Source organism: Petrotoga sp. Shatin.DS.tank11.9.2.9.3, from assembly GCF_003665005.1.
GTDB classification, from domain to species: Bacteria; Thermotogota; Thermotogae; order Petrotogales; family Petrotogaceae; genus Petrotoga; species Petrotoga mobilis.
The window spans coordinates 180,303-196,986 of the sequence record NZ_JGVT01000001.1; the positions used below are offsets into that span (position 1 = coordinate 180,303).

15 protein-coding genes, 2 tRNA genes and 1 pseudogene are annotated in these 16,684 nt (G+C 33.2%); 12 read left to right on the forward strand and 6 right to left on the reverse strand.

All coding sequences use genetic code 11. From position 1 onward, the window contains the following. The first annotated feature begins 79 nt into the window (after window positions 1–79). The 5 genes and pseudogenes from nifV to proB all read left to right on the forward strand — a co-directional run. A complete protein-coding gene (nifV, locus tag BZ25_RS00780) occupies window positions 80–1,255 on the forward strand; it encodes a homocitrate synthase (RefSeq protein WP_121515385.1) in 1,176 nt (391 codons plus the stop codon). Continuing rightward, complete coding sequence (locus tag BZ25_RS00785; RefSeq protein ID WP_121515386.1) at window positions 1,230–2,489, forward strand: 3-isopropylmalate dehydratase large subunit; 1,260 nt, start codon at window positions 1,230–1,232, stop codon at window positions 2,487–2,489. Before nifV ends, BZ25_RS00785 begins: the two co-directional genes overlap by 26 nt. A gap of 30 nt (window positions 2,490–2,519) precedes the next feature. Beyond that, on the forward strand, window positions 2,520–3,023 hold the full coding sequence (locus BZ25_RS00790; RefSeq protein ID WP_012209495.1) for a 3-isopropylmalate dehydratase small subunit: 504 nt from the start codon (window positions 2,520–2,522) through the stop codon (window positions 3,021–3,023). An 11-nt stretch (window positions 3,024–3,034) separates the two neighbouring features. Next, window positions 3,035–4,030 (forward strand): isocitrate/isopropylmalate dehydrogenase family protein, encoded by a 996-nt coding sequence (locus tag BZ25_RS00795; RefSeq protein WP_121515387.1) that lies wholly within the window; start codon window positions 3,035–3,037, stop codon window positions 4,028–4,030. A gap of 7 nt (window positions 4,031–4,037) precedes the next feature. After that, window positions 4,038–5,141: pseudogene (proB, locus tag BZ25_RS10615) on the forward strand (glutamate 5-kinase); the annotation flags it as partial. A gap of 13 nt (window positions 5,142–5,154) precedes the next feature. On the opposite strand, the gene BZ25_RS00805 reads toward proB, so the two are convergent. The 3 genes from BZ25_RS00805 to tig form a co-directional block, all read right to left on the reverse strand. Beyond that, a tRNA-Cys gene (locus tag BZ25_RS00805) sits at window positions 5,155–5,231 on the reverse strand. Between the two features lie 4 nt (window positions 5,232–5,235). Then, a tRNA-Asp gene (locus tag BZ25_RS00810) sits at window positions 5,236–5,312 on the reverse strand. Between the two features lie 51 nt (window positions 5,313–5,363). Then, a complete protein-coding gene (gene tig / locus BZ25_RS00815; protein WP_041534145.1) occupies window positions 5,364–6,692 on the reverse strand; it encodes a trigger factor in 1,329 nt (442 codons plus the stop codon). A 205-nt stretch (window positions 6,693–6,897) separates the two neighbouring features. Between tig and BZ25_RS00820 the strand changes: the two genes are divergently transcribed. Beyond that, window positions 6,898–7,623: a WecB/TagA/CpsF family glycosyltransferase gene (locus BZ25_RS00820; protein ID WP_369974001.1), complete on the forward strand. Its 726-nt coding sequence runs from the start codon at window positions 6,898–6,900 to the stop codon at window positions 7,621–7,623. On the opposite strand, the gene BZ25_RS00825 is transcribed toward BZ25_RS00820, so the two are convergent. The 3 genes from BZ25_RS00825 to BZ25_RS00835 are packed head-to-tail and all read right to left on the reverse strand — an operon-like array spanning window position 7,624 to window position 10,068. Next, window positions 7,624–8,565 carry a hypothetical protein gene (locus BZ25_RS00825; RefSeq protein ID WP_121515388.1) on the reverse strand — a complete coding sequence of 314 codons (942 nt, stop codon included), beginning with the start codon at window positions 8,563–8,565 and terminating at the stop codon, window positions 7,624–7,626. Between the two features lie 2 nt (window positions 8,566–8,567). After that, window positions 8,568–9,677, reverse strand: a complete 1,110-nt coding sequence (locus BZ25_RS00830; RefSeq protein ID WP_012209501.1) for a DUF4097 family beta strand repeat-containing protein — start codon at window positions 9,675–9,677, stop codon at window positions 8,568–8,570. A 16-nt stretch (window positions 9,678–9,693) separates the two neighbouring features. Further along, a complete protein-coding gene (locus BZ25_RS00835; RefSeq protein ID WP_012209502.1) occupies window positions 9,694–10,068 on the reverse strand; it encodes a DUF2089 domain-containing protein in 375 nt (124 codons plus the stop codon). 264 nt (window positions 10,069–10,332) lie between these two features. On the opposite strand from BZ25_RS00835, the gene BZ25_RS00840 reads away from it, so the two are divergent. The 6 genes from BZ25_RS00840 (at window position 10,333) to mnmA (ending at window position 16,684) form a co-directional block, all read left to right on the forward strand. Beyond that, on the forward strand, window positions 10,333–11,613 hold the full coding sequence (locus BZ25_RS00840; RefSeq protein WP_012209503.1) for an alpha-amylase family glycosyl hydrolase: 1,281 nt from the start codon (window positions 10,333–10,335) through the stop codon (window positions 11,611–11,613). Between the two features lie 51 nt (window positions 11,614–11,664). Next, the gene (gene ftsY, locus BZ25_RS00845) at window positions 11,665–12,579 is read left to right on the forward strand and encodes a signal recognition particle-docking protein FtsY (protein ID WP_121515390.1); all 915 of its coding nucleotides are present in this window, start codon (window positions 11,665–11,667) and stop codon (window positions 12,577–12,579) included. Next, window positions 12,576–13,238 carry a DUF2225 domain-containing protein gene (locus BZ25_RS00850; RefSeq protein ID WP_121515391.1) on the forward strand — a complete coding sequence of 221 codons (663 nt, stop codon included), beginning with the start codon at window positions 12,576–12,578 and terminating at the stop codon, window positions 13,236–13,238. Before ftsY ends, BZ25_RS00850 begins: the two co-directional genes overlap by 4 nt. Continuing rightward, window positions 13,235–15,028, forward strand: coding sequence for a LysM peptidoglycan-binding domain-containing protein (locus BZ25_RS00855; protein ID WP_121515392.1), 1,794 nt, complete (start codon window positions 13,235–13,237; stop codon window positions 15,026–15,028). Before BZ25_RS00850 ends, BZ25_RS00855 begins: the two co-directional genes overlap by 4 nt. 89 nt (window positions 15,029–15,117) lie before the next feature. Next, window positions 15,118–15,588 (forward strand): Rrf2 family transcriptional regulator, encoded by a 471-nt coding sequence (locus tag BZ25_RS00860; protein WP_012209507.1) that lies wholly within the window; start codon window positions 15,118–15,120, stop codon window positions 15,586–15,588. Beyond that, window positions 15,581–16,684 carry a tRNA 2-thiouridine(34) synthase MnmA gene (mnmA, locus tag BZ25_RS00865; RefSeq protein ID WP_012209508.1) on the forward strand — a complete coding sequence of 368 codons (1,104 nt, stop codon included), beginning with the start codon at window positions 15,581–15,583 and terminating at the stop codon, window positions 16,682–16,684. The genes BZ25_RS00860 and mnmA overlap by 8 nt, the downstream gene beginning before the upstream one ends.

Consider the following 16,684-nt stretch of genomic DNA (forward strand, 5'->3'; position numbering starts at 1 on the left):
GACCTTGATGTAAGTCTAGAGTTACAATAGAAACAAAAATTGAAAGGAGGGAGGGTACGATTCTTCTAAATCTAATGGAATGAAGAACGTACAAAAGAACGTGAGTAACGTGTATATAGTTGATACAACTTTAAGAGATGGCGAGCAAACTGCCGGGGTAGTATTTGCCAATGAAGAAAAGGTCCAAATAGCGAAGATGTTAGCAGAGTTAGGGGTTTATCAGATCGAAGCCGGGATTCCCACGATGGGTGGAGATGAAAAGGAAGCCATAAAAAAGATAAGTAAATTAGACTTAGGTGTATCAATTATGGGCTGGAATAGAGCAGTTATAAAGGATGTTGAAGAATCTATTGATTGTGGGGTTGATGCTGTTGCCATTTCTATTTCCACTTCAGATATTCACATCAAACATAAATTAAAGAAAGATAGGGATTGGGTATTAAAAAGCATGGTAGATGCCACAAAATTTGCCAAAAAACACAATTTGTACGTGTCTGTAAACGCTGAAGATGCCTCTAGAACTGATATGGATTTTCTTATAAAGTTTGCCAAAGAGGCTAAAGAGGCAGGAGCGGATAGGTTAAGATACTGTGACACCGTTGGCATGATGGAACCATTTTCCATCTACGAACATATCAGAAGAATAATAGACGAAGTTGGTATAAATGTTGAAATGCATACTCACAACGATTTTGGCTTAGCTACAGCTAATACATTGGCAGGAATAAGAGCGGGTGCTAAGTACGCAGGTGTTACGGTAAATGGGTTAGGAGAAAGAGCAGGTAATGCAGCTTTAGAGGAAGTGGTGATGGCTCTTAAATACATTTACAAAAATGATTTGGGAATAAAAACTCACTTACTAAAAGAAGTTTGTGAATACGTTGCTAAGGCGTCAGGAAGAGTTCTTCCTTTATCAAAAACAATCGTAGGCCATAATGTTTTTGCTCACGAGTCTGGCATTCATACAGACGGTGTATTAAAGGACTCCAAAACATATGAATCCTTCACTCCTGAAGAAGTAGGATTACAAAGACAAATACTTATTGGAAAACATTCCGGGAGGAACGCAATTATTGCAAAATTCAAAGAATACGAAATAGATTTAACTCCTGAAGAAGGAGAAGAGATTTTAAAAAGGGTAAGATCCCTATCTGTTCAACTCAAAAGAAGCTTATTCGATAAAGAGTTAATCTATCTTTACAACGAAATGAGGGAGGAAAAGATAAAGGATGTCAACTTACAAAACAATATCTGAAAAGATATTCAGTGATCATTTGGGAAGAGATGTTGAAGCGGGGGAAATAGTCATAGTTGATGTTGATTTCATGATGGGGCAAGATGGAACCACTCCATTAGCTATTAAGACGTTTGAAAATGTTGGAGCTAAAAAGGTTGCCTACCCTGAAAAAGTAGCCTTTGTAATAGACCACAACGCTCCCAGTCCAAGTGAAAAGGTTTCTGCGTTACATAAATTGATGAGAGATTTTAGTAGCAATTACGGTACCAAGTTTTACGATATCGGTGAGGGCATATGTCATCAACTAATGCCCGAAAAAGGGCATGCCCTACCTGGACAGATCGTAATAGGGGCTGATTCTCACACGTGTACTTATGGGGCCCTTAATTGTTTCTCAACGGGTGTCGGTTCAACAGATTTGGCTATTGCTATGGCGAGTGGTAAGTTATGGTTTAAGGTACCACAAAGTATAAAAATTGTTTTAGAAGGTTCTCTTTCAAAAGGTATTTATTCTAAGGACGTTGCGTTGTATGTTATAAAGAATATGACCGCCAATGGAGCGACTTACAAGGCTGTAGAGTTTGAGGGCCCAGTTATTGATAATTTATCGGTTGAGGCAAGATTTACCATTTCTAATATGTCAGTGGAAATGGGAGCCAAAGTCGGTTTGATGAAACTTGATGAAAAAGCTGAAAATTGGATAAAAGAAAGAACTGATAAACCATTTAAAAATTACGAATCAGACGAAGGTGCAAATTATGAAAAGATATACAAATTTGATGTCAGCGATTTGGAACCTCAAGTTGCCAAACCCCATGCCGTTGATAATGTTAGTCCAATTAGTGAAGTTGAAGGTATTCCTATACATCAAGGTTTGTTAGGTACGTGCACTAACGGAAGAATTGAAGATCTAAGAATAGCTGCGAATATTTTAAAAGGCAGAAAAATCCATAAGGGTGTTAGACTTATTGTGGCTCCTACATCTAAAGATACTTTATTAAAAGCTATGAATGAGGGAATAATTCAAACTTTAATTCAAGCTGGAGCTACGGTAGTTGCCCCAGGCTGTGGGCCTTGTGTGGGTACACACAATGGAGTACCTTCAGATGGTGAGAATGTAATTTCTACAGCAAATAGAAACTTCAAAGGAAGAATGGGAAACAACAAAGCTTTCATCTATTTGGGATCACCTGCCACAGTGGCGGCTTCTTGTATTGAGGGAAAAATAGCGGATCCCCGAAAATATTTGTGAAAGTTAATTTTTAGAACGGGAGGATAAATAATGGAATTAAAAGGTTATTCTCATAAATTTGGTGATGATGTGAACACCGACTACATTATTTCTGGAAAATACAAATTCAATACCATCGATATGGATGAATTATCTGTTCATTTGATGGAGGATCTAAGGCCAAATTTTTATAATGAAATCAAAAAAGGTGATTTCATTGTTGCAGGAGAAAATTTTGGTTGTGGTTCTTCTAGGGAACAAGCTCCTTTAGTGATAAAACATGCTGGTATAAGTGCTGTTATAGCAACATCTTTCGCCCGAATATTTTATAGAAATTCCATAAATATTGGCTTACCTTTAGTTGAAGTTCCAACTGATAATATAGAAGAAGGTGATTTATTGACTGTTGATCTAGAAAAAGGTGTAGTTAAGAATCTTACCAAAGATGAAATTTTGAAGATTAAATCTCTCCCCAAAGTGATGCTAAAGATTTTACAAAGTGGGGGTTTGGTTAATTATTACAAAAAATATGGTACTTTAGAATTAATGGAATAGTAGGTGATTTTATGTATACAGTTACTTTGATTCCAGGTGATGGAATAGGTCCAGAAATAACCTCTGTAGTGGAAGAGATTTTTGAACATTTGAAAGCTCCTATTAGTTGGGATTTAGTGGAAGCTGGAGAGAAGGTAATTGAAAAATATGGAACTCCACTGCCAGATTATGTGATCGATTCGATTAGGAAAAATAAAGTAGCCTTGAAAGGTCCTATAACTACGCCGATAGGCAAAGGATTTAGAAGTGTGAACGTTACACTAAGAGAACGGTTCAATTTATATGCAAATTTAAGGCCTGTTAAAAGTTTAGAGGGTCTCAATACTAAGTACAATAATGTCGATTTGGTTGTAGTGAGAGAAAATACCGAATGTTTGTATAAAGGGATTGAGTATAAGATTGACGATACAGCTTGTGCCGTCAGAGTTATAACAAAAAGCGCAAGTGAAAAGATCGCATATTTTGCATTTAATTATGCAAAGGAAAATAAAAGAAAGAAAGTCACAGCTGTTCATAAGGCTAACATTCTAAAGATTACAGATGGCTTATTTTTGGAAGCTATTAGAAAAGTAGCAAATGAATATCCTGAAATAGAGTACGAAGAAAAGATCATTGACAATATGTCAATGCAGTTGGTGTTGAATCCTGAAAAATTTGATGTAGTTGTAGCCCCAAATTTGTACGGAGATATCCTTTCCGATTTAGCTGCAGGTTTAATAGGAGGATTGGGTCTTGCTCCAGCTGCTAATATTGGTGAGGATACTGCTATCTTTGAGGCAGTCCATGGGAGTGCTCCGGATATAGCTAATAAAGGTATAGCAAACCCGATCGCCTTATTAAGCTCATCCATTATGTTGTTAGATTATTTAAAGCTGAACGAGTTAGCAAAAAAACTCGAAAACGCTATTTCCTCAACAGTTAAAGATATAGATAGTTTAACCCCGGATTTAGGTGGAAAAGGTAACATAGAGTCTATAAAAAATAAAATTATTTCATTTTTGAATTGAATGGTTGGTGATTTTTTTGAAAGATAGAATTTATAAGATAGTTATAAAGGTTGGTAGTAGTTCAATAGCCGATGAGAATGGAATAAATGTTGGTAAGATTAATAAAATCGTCGAGCAAGTGACTGAATTAAAGTTTAAAAGAAAAAAAGATATAATTATTGTTTCATCAGGAGCTATAGCCGCTGGCAAAAGTGAGTTAGGTTACCGATATAAACCTTATTCTGTTACTGAAAAGCAGGCTTGTGCAGCAGTTGGTCAAGGTGTGTTGATCTCTAAATATCGTGATCTTTTTGCAGTTAAAAATATTAAAGTGGCTCAAATACTTTTAACGGCTGACGATTTTTCTAATCGTCAGCGTTATTTAAATGCATACAATACGATGAATGCACTTTTAGAAAATGATGTAGTACCTATTGTAAATGAAAACGATACAGTAACGACAGATGAAATTAAATTAGGAGATAATGATGTTTTGTCTGCTCAAGTTGCAAGCTTGTTGGAAGCGGACTTATTGATCATTCTCTCGGATATTCCAGGATTATTAAAAGATTTAGGGAACCCGAAATCGCTGATTAATATTGTTGAAGAAGTTACCCCCGAGCTTGAAAATCTTGCCAACGGAAAGAGTGGCAAACTTGGTACTGGAGGAATGAGTTCAAAATTAAAAGCAGCAAAGATTTCCAATGCTTCAGGAATACCTTTAACAATTCTCCCATCTTACGAAGAGGGTATCATCACAAAAGCTGTTGATAATATTGAAAATACGAAGTTCAACATCGGTACAACCTTTTTACCTAAAGATAAAAAGATGAGCAAAAGGAAAAGGTGGATTCAGTTCAGCTTAAAGCCAAAAGGAGAATTGATTGTGGATAATGGAGCTCGCGAGGCACTTTTAAAAGGAAAAAGTTTGTTAGCGGTAGGAATTGTAAGTTTAACAGGAAATTTTTCCATCGGAGATCTGGTGATAGTCTCCAATAAAAAAGGAGAAAATATCGGAAGGGGTTTGGTAAACTATTCATCAAAGGAATTGAAAGAAATAATTGGTAAGAAAACCAATGAAATTCTTACGTTCAAAGACAACGTTGGTCCTGAAGAAGTAATACACAGGGATAATTTAGTTATAATGGAGGCAACGGAGGGATTTGAACCCTCGAATAACGGTTTTGCAGACCGCCGCCTTTGACCCCTTGGCTACGTTGCCAAATTGGCGGGGACGACGGGACTCGAACCCGCGGCCACCGGTGTGACAGACCGGCATGATAACCAACTTCACCACGTCCCCTTCAACTTCAAGTGTATTTTATCATATAATTCTTATTTTGTCTAGTCTATTCTATTCTTCGCTTGCTTCATCATCAGTGATGACTTCTTCTTTTTGTTCTTCGTTTGGGGTTACATTTTCACCTTCAAACTCTTCTTTTGATATTTCAACTATTTGTACTTTCTCTTTGATGAATTGGGCAACTTTTTCTCTTAATTTGTTCCACAGGATTTCATTTGATAGTTCGGGATTTGAGCTTATTATTTCCTGAGCGCGAGAGAAAGGTAAACCATACATAGTTGAGAAGTTCTTAATTTCTTGAGATAACTCCTCATTTCCTACTTTTATGTTGTTTTCTAAAGATATTTTTTCGATGACAACCATCTCTTTAATCCAATTTAAAGCACTCTTTTTGATTTCTTCTCTCAATTTATTTTCATCATTTTCAAATTTTTTTAAGTTTTCTTCGTATTTATCCTTGCTTTTTAGGTCGTTTATTGTCGAGTCAATATAATAATTTATGCTTTCTTCAGATATATCAATATCAACATAATTGGGTAACTCAGATAAGATATAGTTAATCACAAATTCATCCTGCCAATTTTTAACAGCTTCTTCTCCTTCTTTTTTCAGCATCTCTTTCAGGTCGTTCAATGTTTCTACTTCAATATTCAACTCTTTGGCGAAATTATCGTTCAATTCTGGAAGTCTTCTTGTATAAGCTTGTGCGATTCGCACTTTTTGAACCAATTTTTTGCCCTGGTCTTCTTTTTCTAATTCAAATTCGTTCCCGGATTTTTTCCCGAGAAGGTTTTTAACCAGCTCTCTTTCGTCATTTTCTCTTACTACTATTTCTTCTTCTTCATTGGACTTGATTATTTCACCGTTTTCGTCTACTAAATCATAATTAATTCTTACATAATCTCCATATTGTATTGGTTCTTCTTTTGGATCTAATATTGCGTTGCTCTCCAGTAAATCATTCAATCTTCTTTGAACAAAGTCTTCAACCACTTCTTTAGATTCAGGGATTTTAACCGTTATATTTTCAAATTCTGTTTTTGTAATTTCAGGATAGGTGTGAAGTAAAACTTCAAATTCTATGTGTTCCTCATCTTGAGCTTTTGATTCAACAATAATTGGGAAGAGTAAATTTTCTTCTTCTCTGATTTTGTGATCTAGCTCATGTTCGGCTTCTTCTAACAACATATTATTGAAATCGGGACCTAAACGCAACTTAATAACCTGTTTGGGGACTTTACCCTTTCTAAATCCTTCAAAGGTGTAATGCTGGTTAATTTCTCGAACGATTTGATCTTCTATTTTTTCAATTTCATCTTTAGAAAATTTGATAAGGTATTTCTTAACATTTTTGTCTTGACTAAGTAAAGTTTTTTCCATGATTCTTCCTCCTAATTTTGAGAAGTTTTCATCAAAGTTCAAAGTATTATACAATGAAAGAGAGGGAATTTGGTTAATTAAACGTCAATTTTTGTTTTTATAGTGTAAACATTTTTCATAACTCAACTTTTTATTTGTATAATATTTTTTTGGAAATTCTAATTTATTTGTGATACAATATTTCGACTCGAAATAGTATTTAGAGGTGAAAGTATTGATTGGACAGTTCCTTTTGAAAGATATTCCAATGATTTATGGCAGTCAAAATGATATTTATTCTTTTATCGAAGAACAAATAGGAAAAGAGAAGCTTTGGATAGTTACTTTAAATGCGTTGATGTATATGGAATATTTAAAAGGTAACGATTATTCTAAAGCCATTAGTAAAGCATCTTTTTCTATTCCCGATGGAGTGGGGATTGTCAAATTACTCAAAAAGAAAGGAATTGAGACGGAAAGGTGTCCCGGTATAGATACAATGAAGTATTTGTTAGAATTGTCTCAAATAAGTAATTATAGAATATTTTTACTGGGATCACAAGAGGATGTGGTTAAACAAGCATCTCAAGTAATTGAGAAAGAATTCAAGGTAAATATAGTTGGTTATCACCATGGATATTTTGATGCAAATGCTGAAGGAGAGGTAGTTCGAAAAATTAACGATAGTAAAGCGGATCTTCTTTTTGTAGGGATGGGAATTCCAAAACAGGAATCCTTTATTTTTCGAAACTATGAAACGTTACAAGCTAAGCTTATGATGGGGGTTGGTGGTAGCTTTGACGTATTTGCTGGAATAACAAAAAGGGCTCCTCTTTTCTTTCAAAAACTTGGATTAGAATGGTTGTATAGAATGTTTGAAGAGCCCCACCGATTCAAAAAATTACCCGATTTATTTAAATTTTATATGAATTTGTATAGAAATAAAGATTAATTATATAAATTCAATATTTAAACGGGAAATTTCAGAAGCAATATTCAAATAACAAGTGTAAGATGCCTCCGAGAAATTATCAGAAATATAAGTTCCATCTTCTCTTTGATACATTCGCTCAACATTTTTGAAGTTCAAGTCCCCAACATGGTTTAATACTAAAGCGACATCCCCAGGTAATTTTATGTTTATCGCTGAAACTTCAGATTCCACGTCGACTGTTGTATTATCTTTTTGAGAAGGTATTAAGGTGATCTTAGATGCAGTTGATTTGATTCTTACTTCTTGTGTTTTAATTTGTCTTAAATCAAAAAAAGCTACACTAACGTTCAATTTTGCACGAAAATTGTAATTAATATTTTCGTTTAAATATACAGTTATCTTTGCCCGTTCAGGCACTTTTATGTTTGATACTTTCAACTTGTTCAAAATATTGACTTTAGAAGAGTCATATTCTTGTTTAAAAGAATATATATCATTATCAATTACAGCTTTTACTTTTACAGGTGTCTCTATCTTAGAAGAGTCAATAGTTACAGAGCTCCAGTCTACATCTGTTGATAAATCAAGTGTGTCACCTATAAATTTAGGAGGAAGATTTTCAGATATGATCGATTTGTTAATCTTTAAGTGGGGCTTTCTAATATGGAACAGCCCTTTAAATCCAGCAGCAATAATATAAGATGCGATCATCAATAAAACCAGTTCCCAAAAATTTAATGAAGTGGGGAACAAATCAAATGTGTCTAGCAACAGTATTATTCCAAATATTAGACTTCCTAAAGTTCCTAAATTTCTCTTTTTGAAAAAATTTAATCCGTATCCAAGAAAAATCAATGTAAAAAAGAATTCTAACAAGTTAAAACTAACTAAGAATTCGTTGAGAATAACTGATAAAACAATTAAAATACCTAATGCGACTAATATTATTCTTCCTAGCATTATTACTCCCCCCTGTCCTTTAAAAATTTATCTGCAAGTTCTTCAGAGTAACCCAACTCTTTTAAAAGTTCTATTGCAAATGAACGTGATATTTTTCTCTCTTTTAATAAGGACAAAATCTTTTTTTCTTCAATAGTTAAGAATTCATCGTCTTGCGAAACATCTTCACCTTTTTCTTCTTCCTGCCAATCTATGCTTTTCCCCTGAATTTCTACTCCTCTAATACTAATATCTCCTGTCAGCACATTAATTTTTAAAACTCTTTTCTTTGGCATAGTAGAAGAATCATTATTTTGAACTAAATCGACGTTTGATCTTATAGATGATGAAAATCTGTGTATTGGAGCTTCTAAATAAATTTTCTCTTTTCCTTGAACTATTAGATCTATGTCACCGGAAGCAGTGTTTACGGTACAGTAAAAATCTTTATCTAGGGAATCTACGGAGATATCACCGCTCGCTGATTTAAAATTTGCTACTTTCACGATTGAATTTTTTATTGAGACATCACCGGAAGCCATACTTAACTTAAGATTTTCAATTTTAGAGTTTTGAATTAGAACATCGCCACTAGCCATGCTAAAATCACCATATGATATGTTTAGGTTGTGAATTTCAAAATCTCCCGAAGCTCCTTTTAAAATTAATTCATCCATCTCACTGTTACTTAAGTCGATACTTACATCCCCAGACCCGGTATCCACCCTTAAAGATTTCAAAGTTTTAGTTTGATTAGATCCTCTAATATCCACATCTCCTGATCGAGTTTTGATCGTTAAATTGTATAAGTTGGTAGAATCCAAGTCTGTTTCTATATCAGCTGAAGATAAGTCTAACGATATATTGTTAACTTGATCTCCTATGTACAAATTAATAGGTACTTCATGGAACATTCTAGAGAAAGAAAAGAACTTTGATAAGAAATCACCTTTTTCATAATCTATATCGATTGATACACTTGTACGATCTGATCCCCAGCTAGTTTCTACGTTGATGTCTTGATCTGCGTATTCGAGATATGTTGTTTCACCGTGGCAAATTTTTATTCTTCCATGAAAGTTTCGTGCCTTTATTTTTATCACTTTTACAACATTCAAATCAATCTTTTGCATTAAAAATCACTCCTTTTTATTTTTTGTACTTTTTTAATAATTCTTTTGCTTCTTCAGGGGTAATTTCTCCTTTTTCAATTTTTTCAAGAATTTCAAGTGTTTTTTCTCTACTTTCAATGTTTTCAGACTCGTATCCCATCGCTGTGGCGACTTCTTCTAATCTTGCTTTTGCCGTAGGATAAGAGATTCCAAGCTCTTTTTGTAATTCCGATAAATTTCCTCTAACCTTGATAAAAATCTTCAAAAAATTTAATTGTTGGTTTGTTAATTGAGCAAATTCCTCTAATTCAAAGTTACCAGTTATTTCAGTTCCACATTCTTCACATCGATATTTTACGATATTTAACTTCCCTCCACAAACAGGGCATTTGGATAAGCGGTATTTAGGCATATTAGGACCTCCTATTATTATTTTTTATGTTTTTTATGATATTTTGATAGTCTTTCTCGTTATTTTGAAAAAATTATAACATAAAACTTTAAAATTGTCAACTTTTAATAAAAAAATTTTTATTTTCTAAATAAAAAAATTAAACTTAATGGTTTCTAATATAAATTTTAAAAAAAGGGATAGGTATTTGATATAATCGATGATATAATACTTATTAGAATAATCGGGATGCAAAGAAAAATTTCACTTCGAGGAGGTCCAATCGTGGCAATAGATTCACCAAGTTGGTTAAAAAGTTCTATAATTTATGAAGTTTTTGTTAGAAATTATGGAAATGCTGGAACCTTCAACGATATATATAACGATATTGAACGTATTAAGGCTTTGGGAGCAGATATACTTTGGTTTATGCCTTTTTATCCCATCGGAAAAGTTGGTAGAAAAGGTACACATGGGAGTCCCTATTCAATAAAAGATTACGAAGAAATATCGAAAGAAATTGGTAATAAGAGGGATTTTAAAAGATTAATAGACAAAGCACATGATAACGGATTAAAAATAATGATCGATATTGTTTTCAATCACACCGCTATTGATTCGAAGCTAGCTGAAACACATCCTGAATGGTTTATGAAAGATCAAAACGGAAAATTAACTAGAAAGGTAGAAGATTGGAACGACGTTTACGATTTGGATTATGATAATTTAGATTTATGGGATTATCTAATAAATGTTTTAGATGGTTGGATTGATCTTGGTGTAGATGCTTTTAGATGTGATGTCGCTTCGCTAGTGCCTTTAGAGTTTTGGAAAAAATCTAGAGAACTGTTGAATCAAAAAAAGGAAATTATCTGGTTGGCTGAAACACTTGACCCGAAATTTATTCATGATCTCAGAACTAAAGGGTACGATGTTCACTCGGACTCTGAGGTATATCAAGCTTTTGACCTTACATACGATTACGATGGCTTCTATTATCTAAGGAGCTATTTTTCTGGAGAGAAAGATTTGAAGCATTTTTTTGAACATGTTTTTTTGCAGGAAACTATATTCCCAAAAAATTCTCTTAAGTTGCGTTTTTTAGAAAATCATGATAATCCTAGAATAGCATCCGTTTTAGAGGGAAAAAATAAGATTAAAAATTGGACTGTTTTATATAATCTTTTGCCAGGGGCATCTTTAATATATGCAGGCCAAGAATTAATGATGGAAAAACTGCCTAACCTTTTTGAGAAAGATTCAATCAAATGGGACAAAGGTGATTATGAATTTTTAAGTTTTTTCAAAAAAATCATTAAATTGACTAAAGAGATTAAATCTACTTGTAATCAATTCTCTCTTTGCGAGTTATCTGAGGGTATAGTAATGATAAAATGGAATGGAGAAGAGGAGGAATACATTACCATTTTGAATTTGGAAGATAGACACGGAAAAATACCAGTAGATTTTAATTTATATGGAACAGACCTTATAACGAATGAAACTGTTTCAATACAAAACTACTTTGTGATCAGCAAGTTACCTATGATTATAAAAGTCAGGTAAAACAGCTAATAATTCAAATAAACCTTTGATTGATTTAATGGAGGTAGATGAATGGGAATTTTTGAAAAGTTCAAAAATGGTTTAAGTAAGGCGAGAAATACCGTATTTAAAAATATCAAAACTATTTTTTCCGGTAAAGTTCTCGACGATGATGTTTTGGAAGAATTGGAAGAGATTTTAATAATGTCTGATATGGGTGTTGACGTCTCTCATAAAATTTTGGAAGAGTTAAAAAGTAGGTATAAAAGTAATAACTCTCACAATGACCCGCTATTATTATTGAGGGATATTCTAGTGGAAAATTTACAGAAAGACGAAGTAGTTAGTGATTTTCAACAAAAACCCTATGTAATACTCATTGTTGGAGTAAACGGTAGCGGTAAAACGACAACTGCTGCCAAATTAGCAAAGATGTATTCTAAACAAGGTAAAGAAGTTGTTTTAGCTGCTGCAGACACATTTAGGGCAGCAGCAATCGAACAACTCAAAGAGTGGGGTAATAGGTTAAATACCACCGTGATAGCTCACCAAAAAGGTTCAGATGCCGCCGCTGTTGTGTATGACGCAATAACACATGCAAAGTCAAGAGGCAAAGATGTCGTGTTAGTGGACACCGCTGGGCGTTTACATACAAAAAGCAATTTAATGGATGAATTGAAAAAAATAAGGCGTGTGGTTGAAAGAGAAGTCCCAGGAGCTCCGCATGAAACTCTGTTAGTTCTAGATGGAACGACTGGTCAAAACGGGATTTCACAGGCTAAGGCTTTTAAGGAGGCTATAGACATAACGGGTATAGTCGTAACTAAATTAGATGGAACCGCCAAAGGGGGAATAGCTTTCGCTATAAACCATGAACTCAATATCCCAATAAAATTGGTGGGATTTGGAGAAAAAGAAGACGATTTACAAATTTTCGCTCCGGTTTCTTATTGCAATGCTTTATTAGGGGTTGACGAAGTAATATGAAAGATTTTATTAGAGATTTTGCAGTCTGCCCAATATGTCAAAAAGAATTTTCTTTTGATAAAGTGGCCTCTACATCTATAAAGGTAAGTTCTTACGATCTCGATTTAAAACCTGAATATAGAGATGTTAATGTATCTCTGTATTCTTTGATTACCTGTCCCGATTGTAACTTTACTTTTCAAGAAAAAGATAAAGATTATATATATGAGTACTTAAATTCTCAAAATATTGAACAGGTTAAGTTGTTTTTGAGTAAGATAAATAAATTATCTCTTCCTGAAATAGATAATTCTTCTTCAAAATCTCACGAGTTTTATGCAACTCAACTTATGATAGCAGCCAATATTTACGCAATTTTGGGACTACCCAGTGAAGTAGTAAAAATTTTAATAAAATTCGCTTGGTATTATCGTGAACAAAATGAAGAAGAAAAGGAGTTAGGAATACTTTACTATTGTGGAAAGATAATTGAAAAGAACTATGAAACATTTTCAGAAGAAGATTATATATTTTCTTTGTTCTATCTGGGATATATAAACTATAGATTAAATAATAGAAAAGAAGCGGCGAATTTGTTTGATTATTTGGTGAAAAATTATAATAATCCTACAAATCCGTATTTAAAAGCTGCGAAATTTCTAAGGGGTGAACTAAAGTGAGGAAATTTTTTGGGATTTTTCTAATAGGTTTGGTATTTTTTCTATCGGGATGTACGGTTTTTCAACCTGCCTCTCAAGAAATTACTTTGCCAAGCGAAGACTTAGTGGCAATTCAAAATCAGTTGGATACTTTAAACGAGCGTTTAACTCAAATGGAAGAAAAATTTAATACTTTATCTGACGAAATTTATCAAATTTCAAAGAATAACAGTTATGCTTTTGATATGACAAAAAGCTTAAAAGATCAGTACACCAATATCGATAGCAGAGTGGTAACCTTGGAAAATTATCTATACGAAGGGCGAAGCTCTGAATCTATTGATAAACTTTTAGATTTGGATCAAAGAGTTCAAAGCTTAGAGAATCAAATTAACAATCTCTCTCTACAAAAGGTAAATAATTTTACAAACACTGATTTGGATCAAAGAGTATCTCAATTGGAAATTCAGATTTCAGAATTACAAAATGTTGTGAATAATATTCCTAAGAATGACCAAACAATCCTCTTAGATACGGTGAGTTCACTAACGGAAAAGGTTAATAATTTGGAGAAAAGTTTTCAAAACTCTGAATTTTACTTTTTGGAAAATGGAAATATAAAAGAACTTGTGCAACAAGAGGTAGATAAACTCAATTTAGAAAAATATGTTGAAAATATAGTTGATTATAAAACTGAAGAGACCGTTTCAAAATTTTATTATCAAAATCAGAGCGAAGATATACTGAATATTAAATCTTTAGAAAATACAGTTGCTTCTTTAGATAAGGAAGTTGAAAATTTAAAATATGACCTTCAGAAGGTTATTACTCAACCATCAAATTCATTAAACGAAAAATATCTGGGTCAAATACAAAATATTGAATTGAAGATCGATCAACTTTATAGATCTGTGGGGGATGCAGAAGTAAGTTATTTGTTTGAGAATTCAAACGAAGTAAGGTATCAAGTGAAATCAGGGGATACTCTAATTAGTATTTCAAACGCATTTAAATTAGGAAATAATGGTGTTCAAATTATTCTGCAAGCCAACAATTTACAATCCACAAATATTAAAGTAGGACAAGAATTAATCATACCAGTAAATAACATCGAAGAGTATATTAGGTGGCCATTTTCTAAAACATCACTCTCCGAGTATGAAAAAATTGTTGTACGTTTTGGAGAAAGGAATGCTGCAGGAATTTCTAGTGGGATAGGAGTTTTGGTTCAAACCGAACAAGTTTATCCAGTTCTACCTGGTAGGGTAATTGAGACCGGAAAGTTAGCAAATAACAATTGGTATATAAAAATCGATCACGGAAATGCTATTATAAGCGTCATAGGGAATATAAAAACACCATATGTTGATGAAGGTAAATGGGTTGATTCTAATACTTCGTTAGGAATTGCTAACGCAGGGAGTATTGTAACAGTTGAATTGTGGAAGAATGGTGAACCTAGAGACCCATTGAAACTTTTCTACGACATGATTGGAGAATTCCAGGCAACGTACTACACAGAATGGGATGACAAACTTGTCTATTCTCCAACTTTTAGGCTAACAAAGTCTGGAGAAAAACCAACATCGTATAAAACAATTGCAGCAGATCCTGATGTCTTGCCTTTAGGAACCATAGTTTATATACCTGAATTATCGGATCTTCCCAATAACGGTTATTTTGAGGTTCAAGATACGGGAGCTAAGGTATTGGGTAATAAAATTGATATATATGTAAACGATGTGAGATTAGCTAATAATAGTTTACAGAATCTAACTATATATGTAGTTGGTAGAAAATCAAATGTATAAGAATTATAAAGTTAGTAAATCTATTAGAAGCTTATCTAAAGGGTGATAATTAATTGAGGAAACGTTTATCTTAAAAGGAGGAATTAAATATGTCTCTTACTGTTAAAAGCAGTTATGCTTTAAGAGCTTTGTTTGAATTAGCTGTATTAGCCGAAGATGAAGGAAAAGAGAAAGTACCTATCAGCGAATTATCAGAAAGGCAAAACATACCAAAAGATTTTCTTGAAAAGATATTTATAGAATTACGTGATGCGGGAATAGTTAAATCTGTTAGAGGTAAATTTGGAGGATATGCTTTGGCTAAAAATCCAAAAGATTTACGTTTGAGTGAAATTATTCAAGTCTTAGATAAACCACTTCAATCTTTTGATTGTATTGTTGGCGAATGTTCGTTGGAAATAGAGTGTGCCGTTGAATTTGTATGGAAAAGAGTTAATAATTCTATTATGTTAGAGCTGAGTAAAATGACTTTGCAAGATATAATCGATTACGGAAGAAAAATTGCCAAGATCAAGATCGCTGAAAATGAAGGAGGTAGATTAAAAAAATTAAATGTCTAACAAAAAAGTATTAATGCTTATGAGTGGTGGGGTAGATAGCTCTGTCGCTGCCTATCTTTTGAAAGAACAAAATTATCACGTTATAGGGCTTCATTTCAAAACTGTAAGCGATGTTGTTTTCTCATTGATTCCAGAAAAAAAGAAGGTTTGTTGTAGCCCTTCAGATACACAAGATGCACTAAAAATTGCTGATAAGTTAGATCTTGATGATTTTCAGATTGTTGATATAAAAAAGGAATTTAAAGAAAAAATAATCGATTATTTCATAAAAACATATAAAGAAGGTAAAACGCCAAACCCTTGCATGTTATGCAACAGGTTTTTTAAATTTGGGAAGGCTTTAGAAATTGCACATAGCTATGGCGCAGATTGGGTTTCCAGCGGTCATTATTTAATAAAAGAGTATTCTAACAAGTATTCTACCTATATTATTAAAAAAGGTGTTGATCAATACAAAGATCAATCATATTTTTTATCTTATATAGATAAAAATACTCTTCCCAAATTGCACTTTCCATTGGGAAATATGTATAAAGTTGAAATCAGGGATATAGCCAACAAAATAGGCTTAAGTGTGGCAAATAAACCTGACAGTCAAGAGTTGTGTTTTATTCCTGATAATGATTATAGAAGATTTCTAAAAGAAAATGGAGTTACTACAGAAGAAGGAAAAGTTTACGATTTAGAAGGAAACGAAATAGGTACACACACAGGATACATGAATTACACTATTGGTCAGCGTTCTGGAATAAGCTACTATAAAAACGCAAATGTAAAACTGCATGTTTATAAAATATTTCCTCAAAAGAATGTTCTCATAGTTGCTCCTACTGAAGAAATGTATTCTAAAGAACTAATTGTACAAAATGTCAACTTTTTTGTAGATTTCAAAGAAATAGAAGGCTTTTGTAGAGTTCGCAAAAAAAGTGAGGAAAAGCCCGCAGTTGTTAAAAAAATTGCAGATCATACTTTAAAAGTAAGTTTTAAAGAGCCTATATTTGCCGTTACTCCTGGTCAATTTGCAACAATTTATGATGAAAGCGGTGTTGTTTTGGCTTCCGGTGTAATCAATATTAAAGAAATGGGGGAAGTTTGA

What these genes read in the sequence shown, in the direction of transcription:
- nifV (WP_121515385.1), top strand. Translation starts at nt 80, where the DNA reads ATGAAGAACGTACAAAAGAACGTGAGTAACGTGTATATAGTTGATACA.
- BZ25_RS00785 (WP_121515386.1), top strand. Translation starts at nt 1,230, where the DNA reads ATGTCAACTTACAAAACAATATCTGAAAAGATATTCAGTGATCATTTG.
- BZ25_RS00790 (WP_012209495.1), top strand. Translation starts at nt 2,520, where the DNA reads ATGGAATTAAAAGGTTATTCTCATAAATTTGGTGATGATGTGAACACC.
- BZ25_RS00795 (WP_121515387.1), top strand. Translation starts at nt 3,035, where the DNA reads ATGTATACAGTTACTTTGATTCCAGGTGATGGAATAGGTCCAGAAATA.
- tig (WP_041534145.1), bottom strand. Translation starts at nt 6,692, where the DNA reads ATGGAAAAAACTTTACTTAGTCAAGACAAAAATGTTAAGAAATACCTT.
- BZ25_RS00825 (WP_121515388.1), bottom strand. Translation starts at nt 8,565, where the DNA reads ATGCTAGGAAGAATAATATTAGTCGCATTAGGTATTTTAATTGTTTTA.
- BZ25_RS00830 (WP_012209501.1), bottom strand. Translation starts at nt 9,677, where the DNA reads ATGCAAAAGATTGATTTGAATGTTGTAAAAGTGATAAAAATAAAGGCA.
- BZ25_RS00835 (WP_012209502.1), bottom strand. Translation starts at nt 10,068, where the DNA reads ATGCCTAAATACCGCTTATCCAAATGCCCTGTTTGTGGAGGGAAGTTA.
- ftsY (WP_121515390.1), top strand. Translation starts at nt 11,665, where the DNA reads ATGGGAATTTTTGAAAAGTTCAAAAATGGTTTAAGTAAGGCGAGAAAT.
- BZ25_RS00850 (WP_121515391.1), top strand. Translation starts at nt 12,576, where the DNA reads ATGAAAGATTTTATTAGAGATTTTGCAGTCTGCCCAATATGTCAAAAA.
- BZ25_RS00860 (WP_012209507.1), top strand. Translation starts at nt 15,118, where the DNA reads ATGTCTCTTACTGTTAAAAGCAGTTATGCTTTAAGAGCTTTGTTTGAA.
- mnmA (WP_012209508.1), top strand. Translation starts at nt 15,581, where the DNA reads ATGTCTAACAAAAAAGTATTAATGCTTATGAGTGGTGGGGTAGATAGC.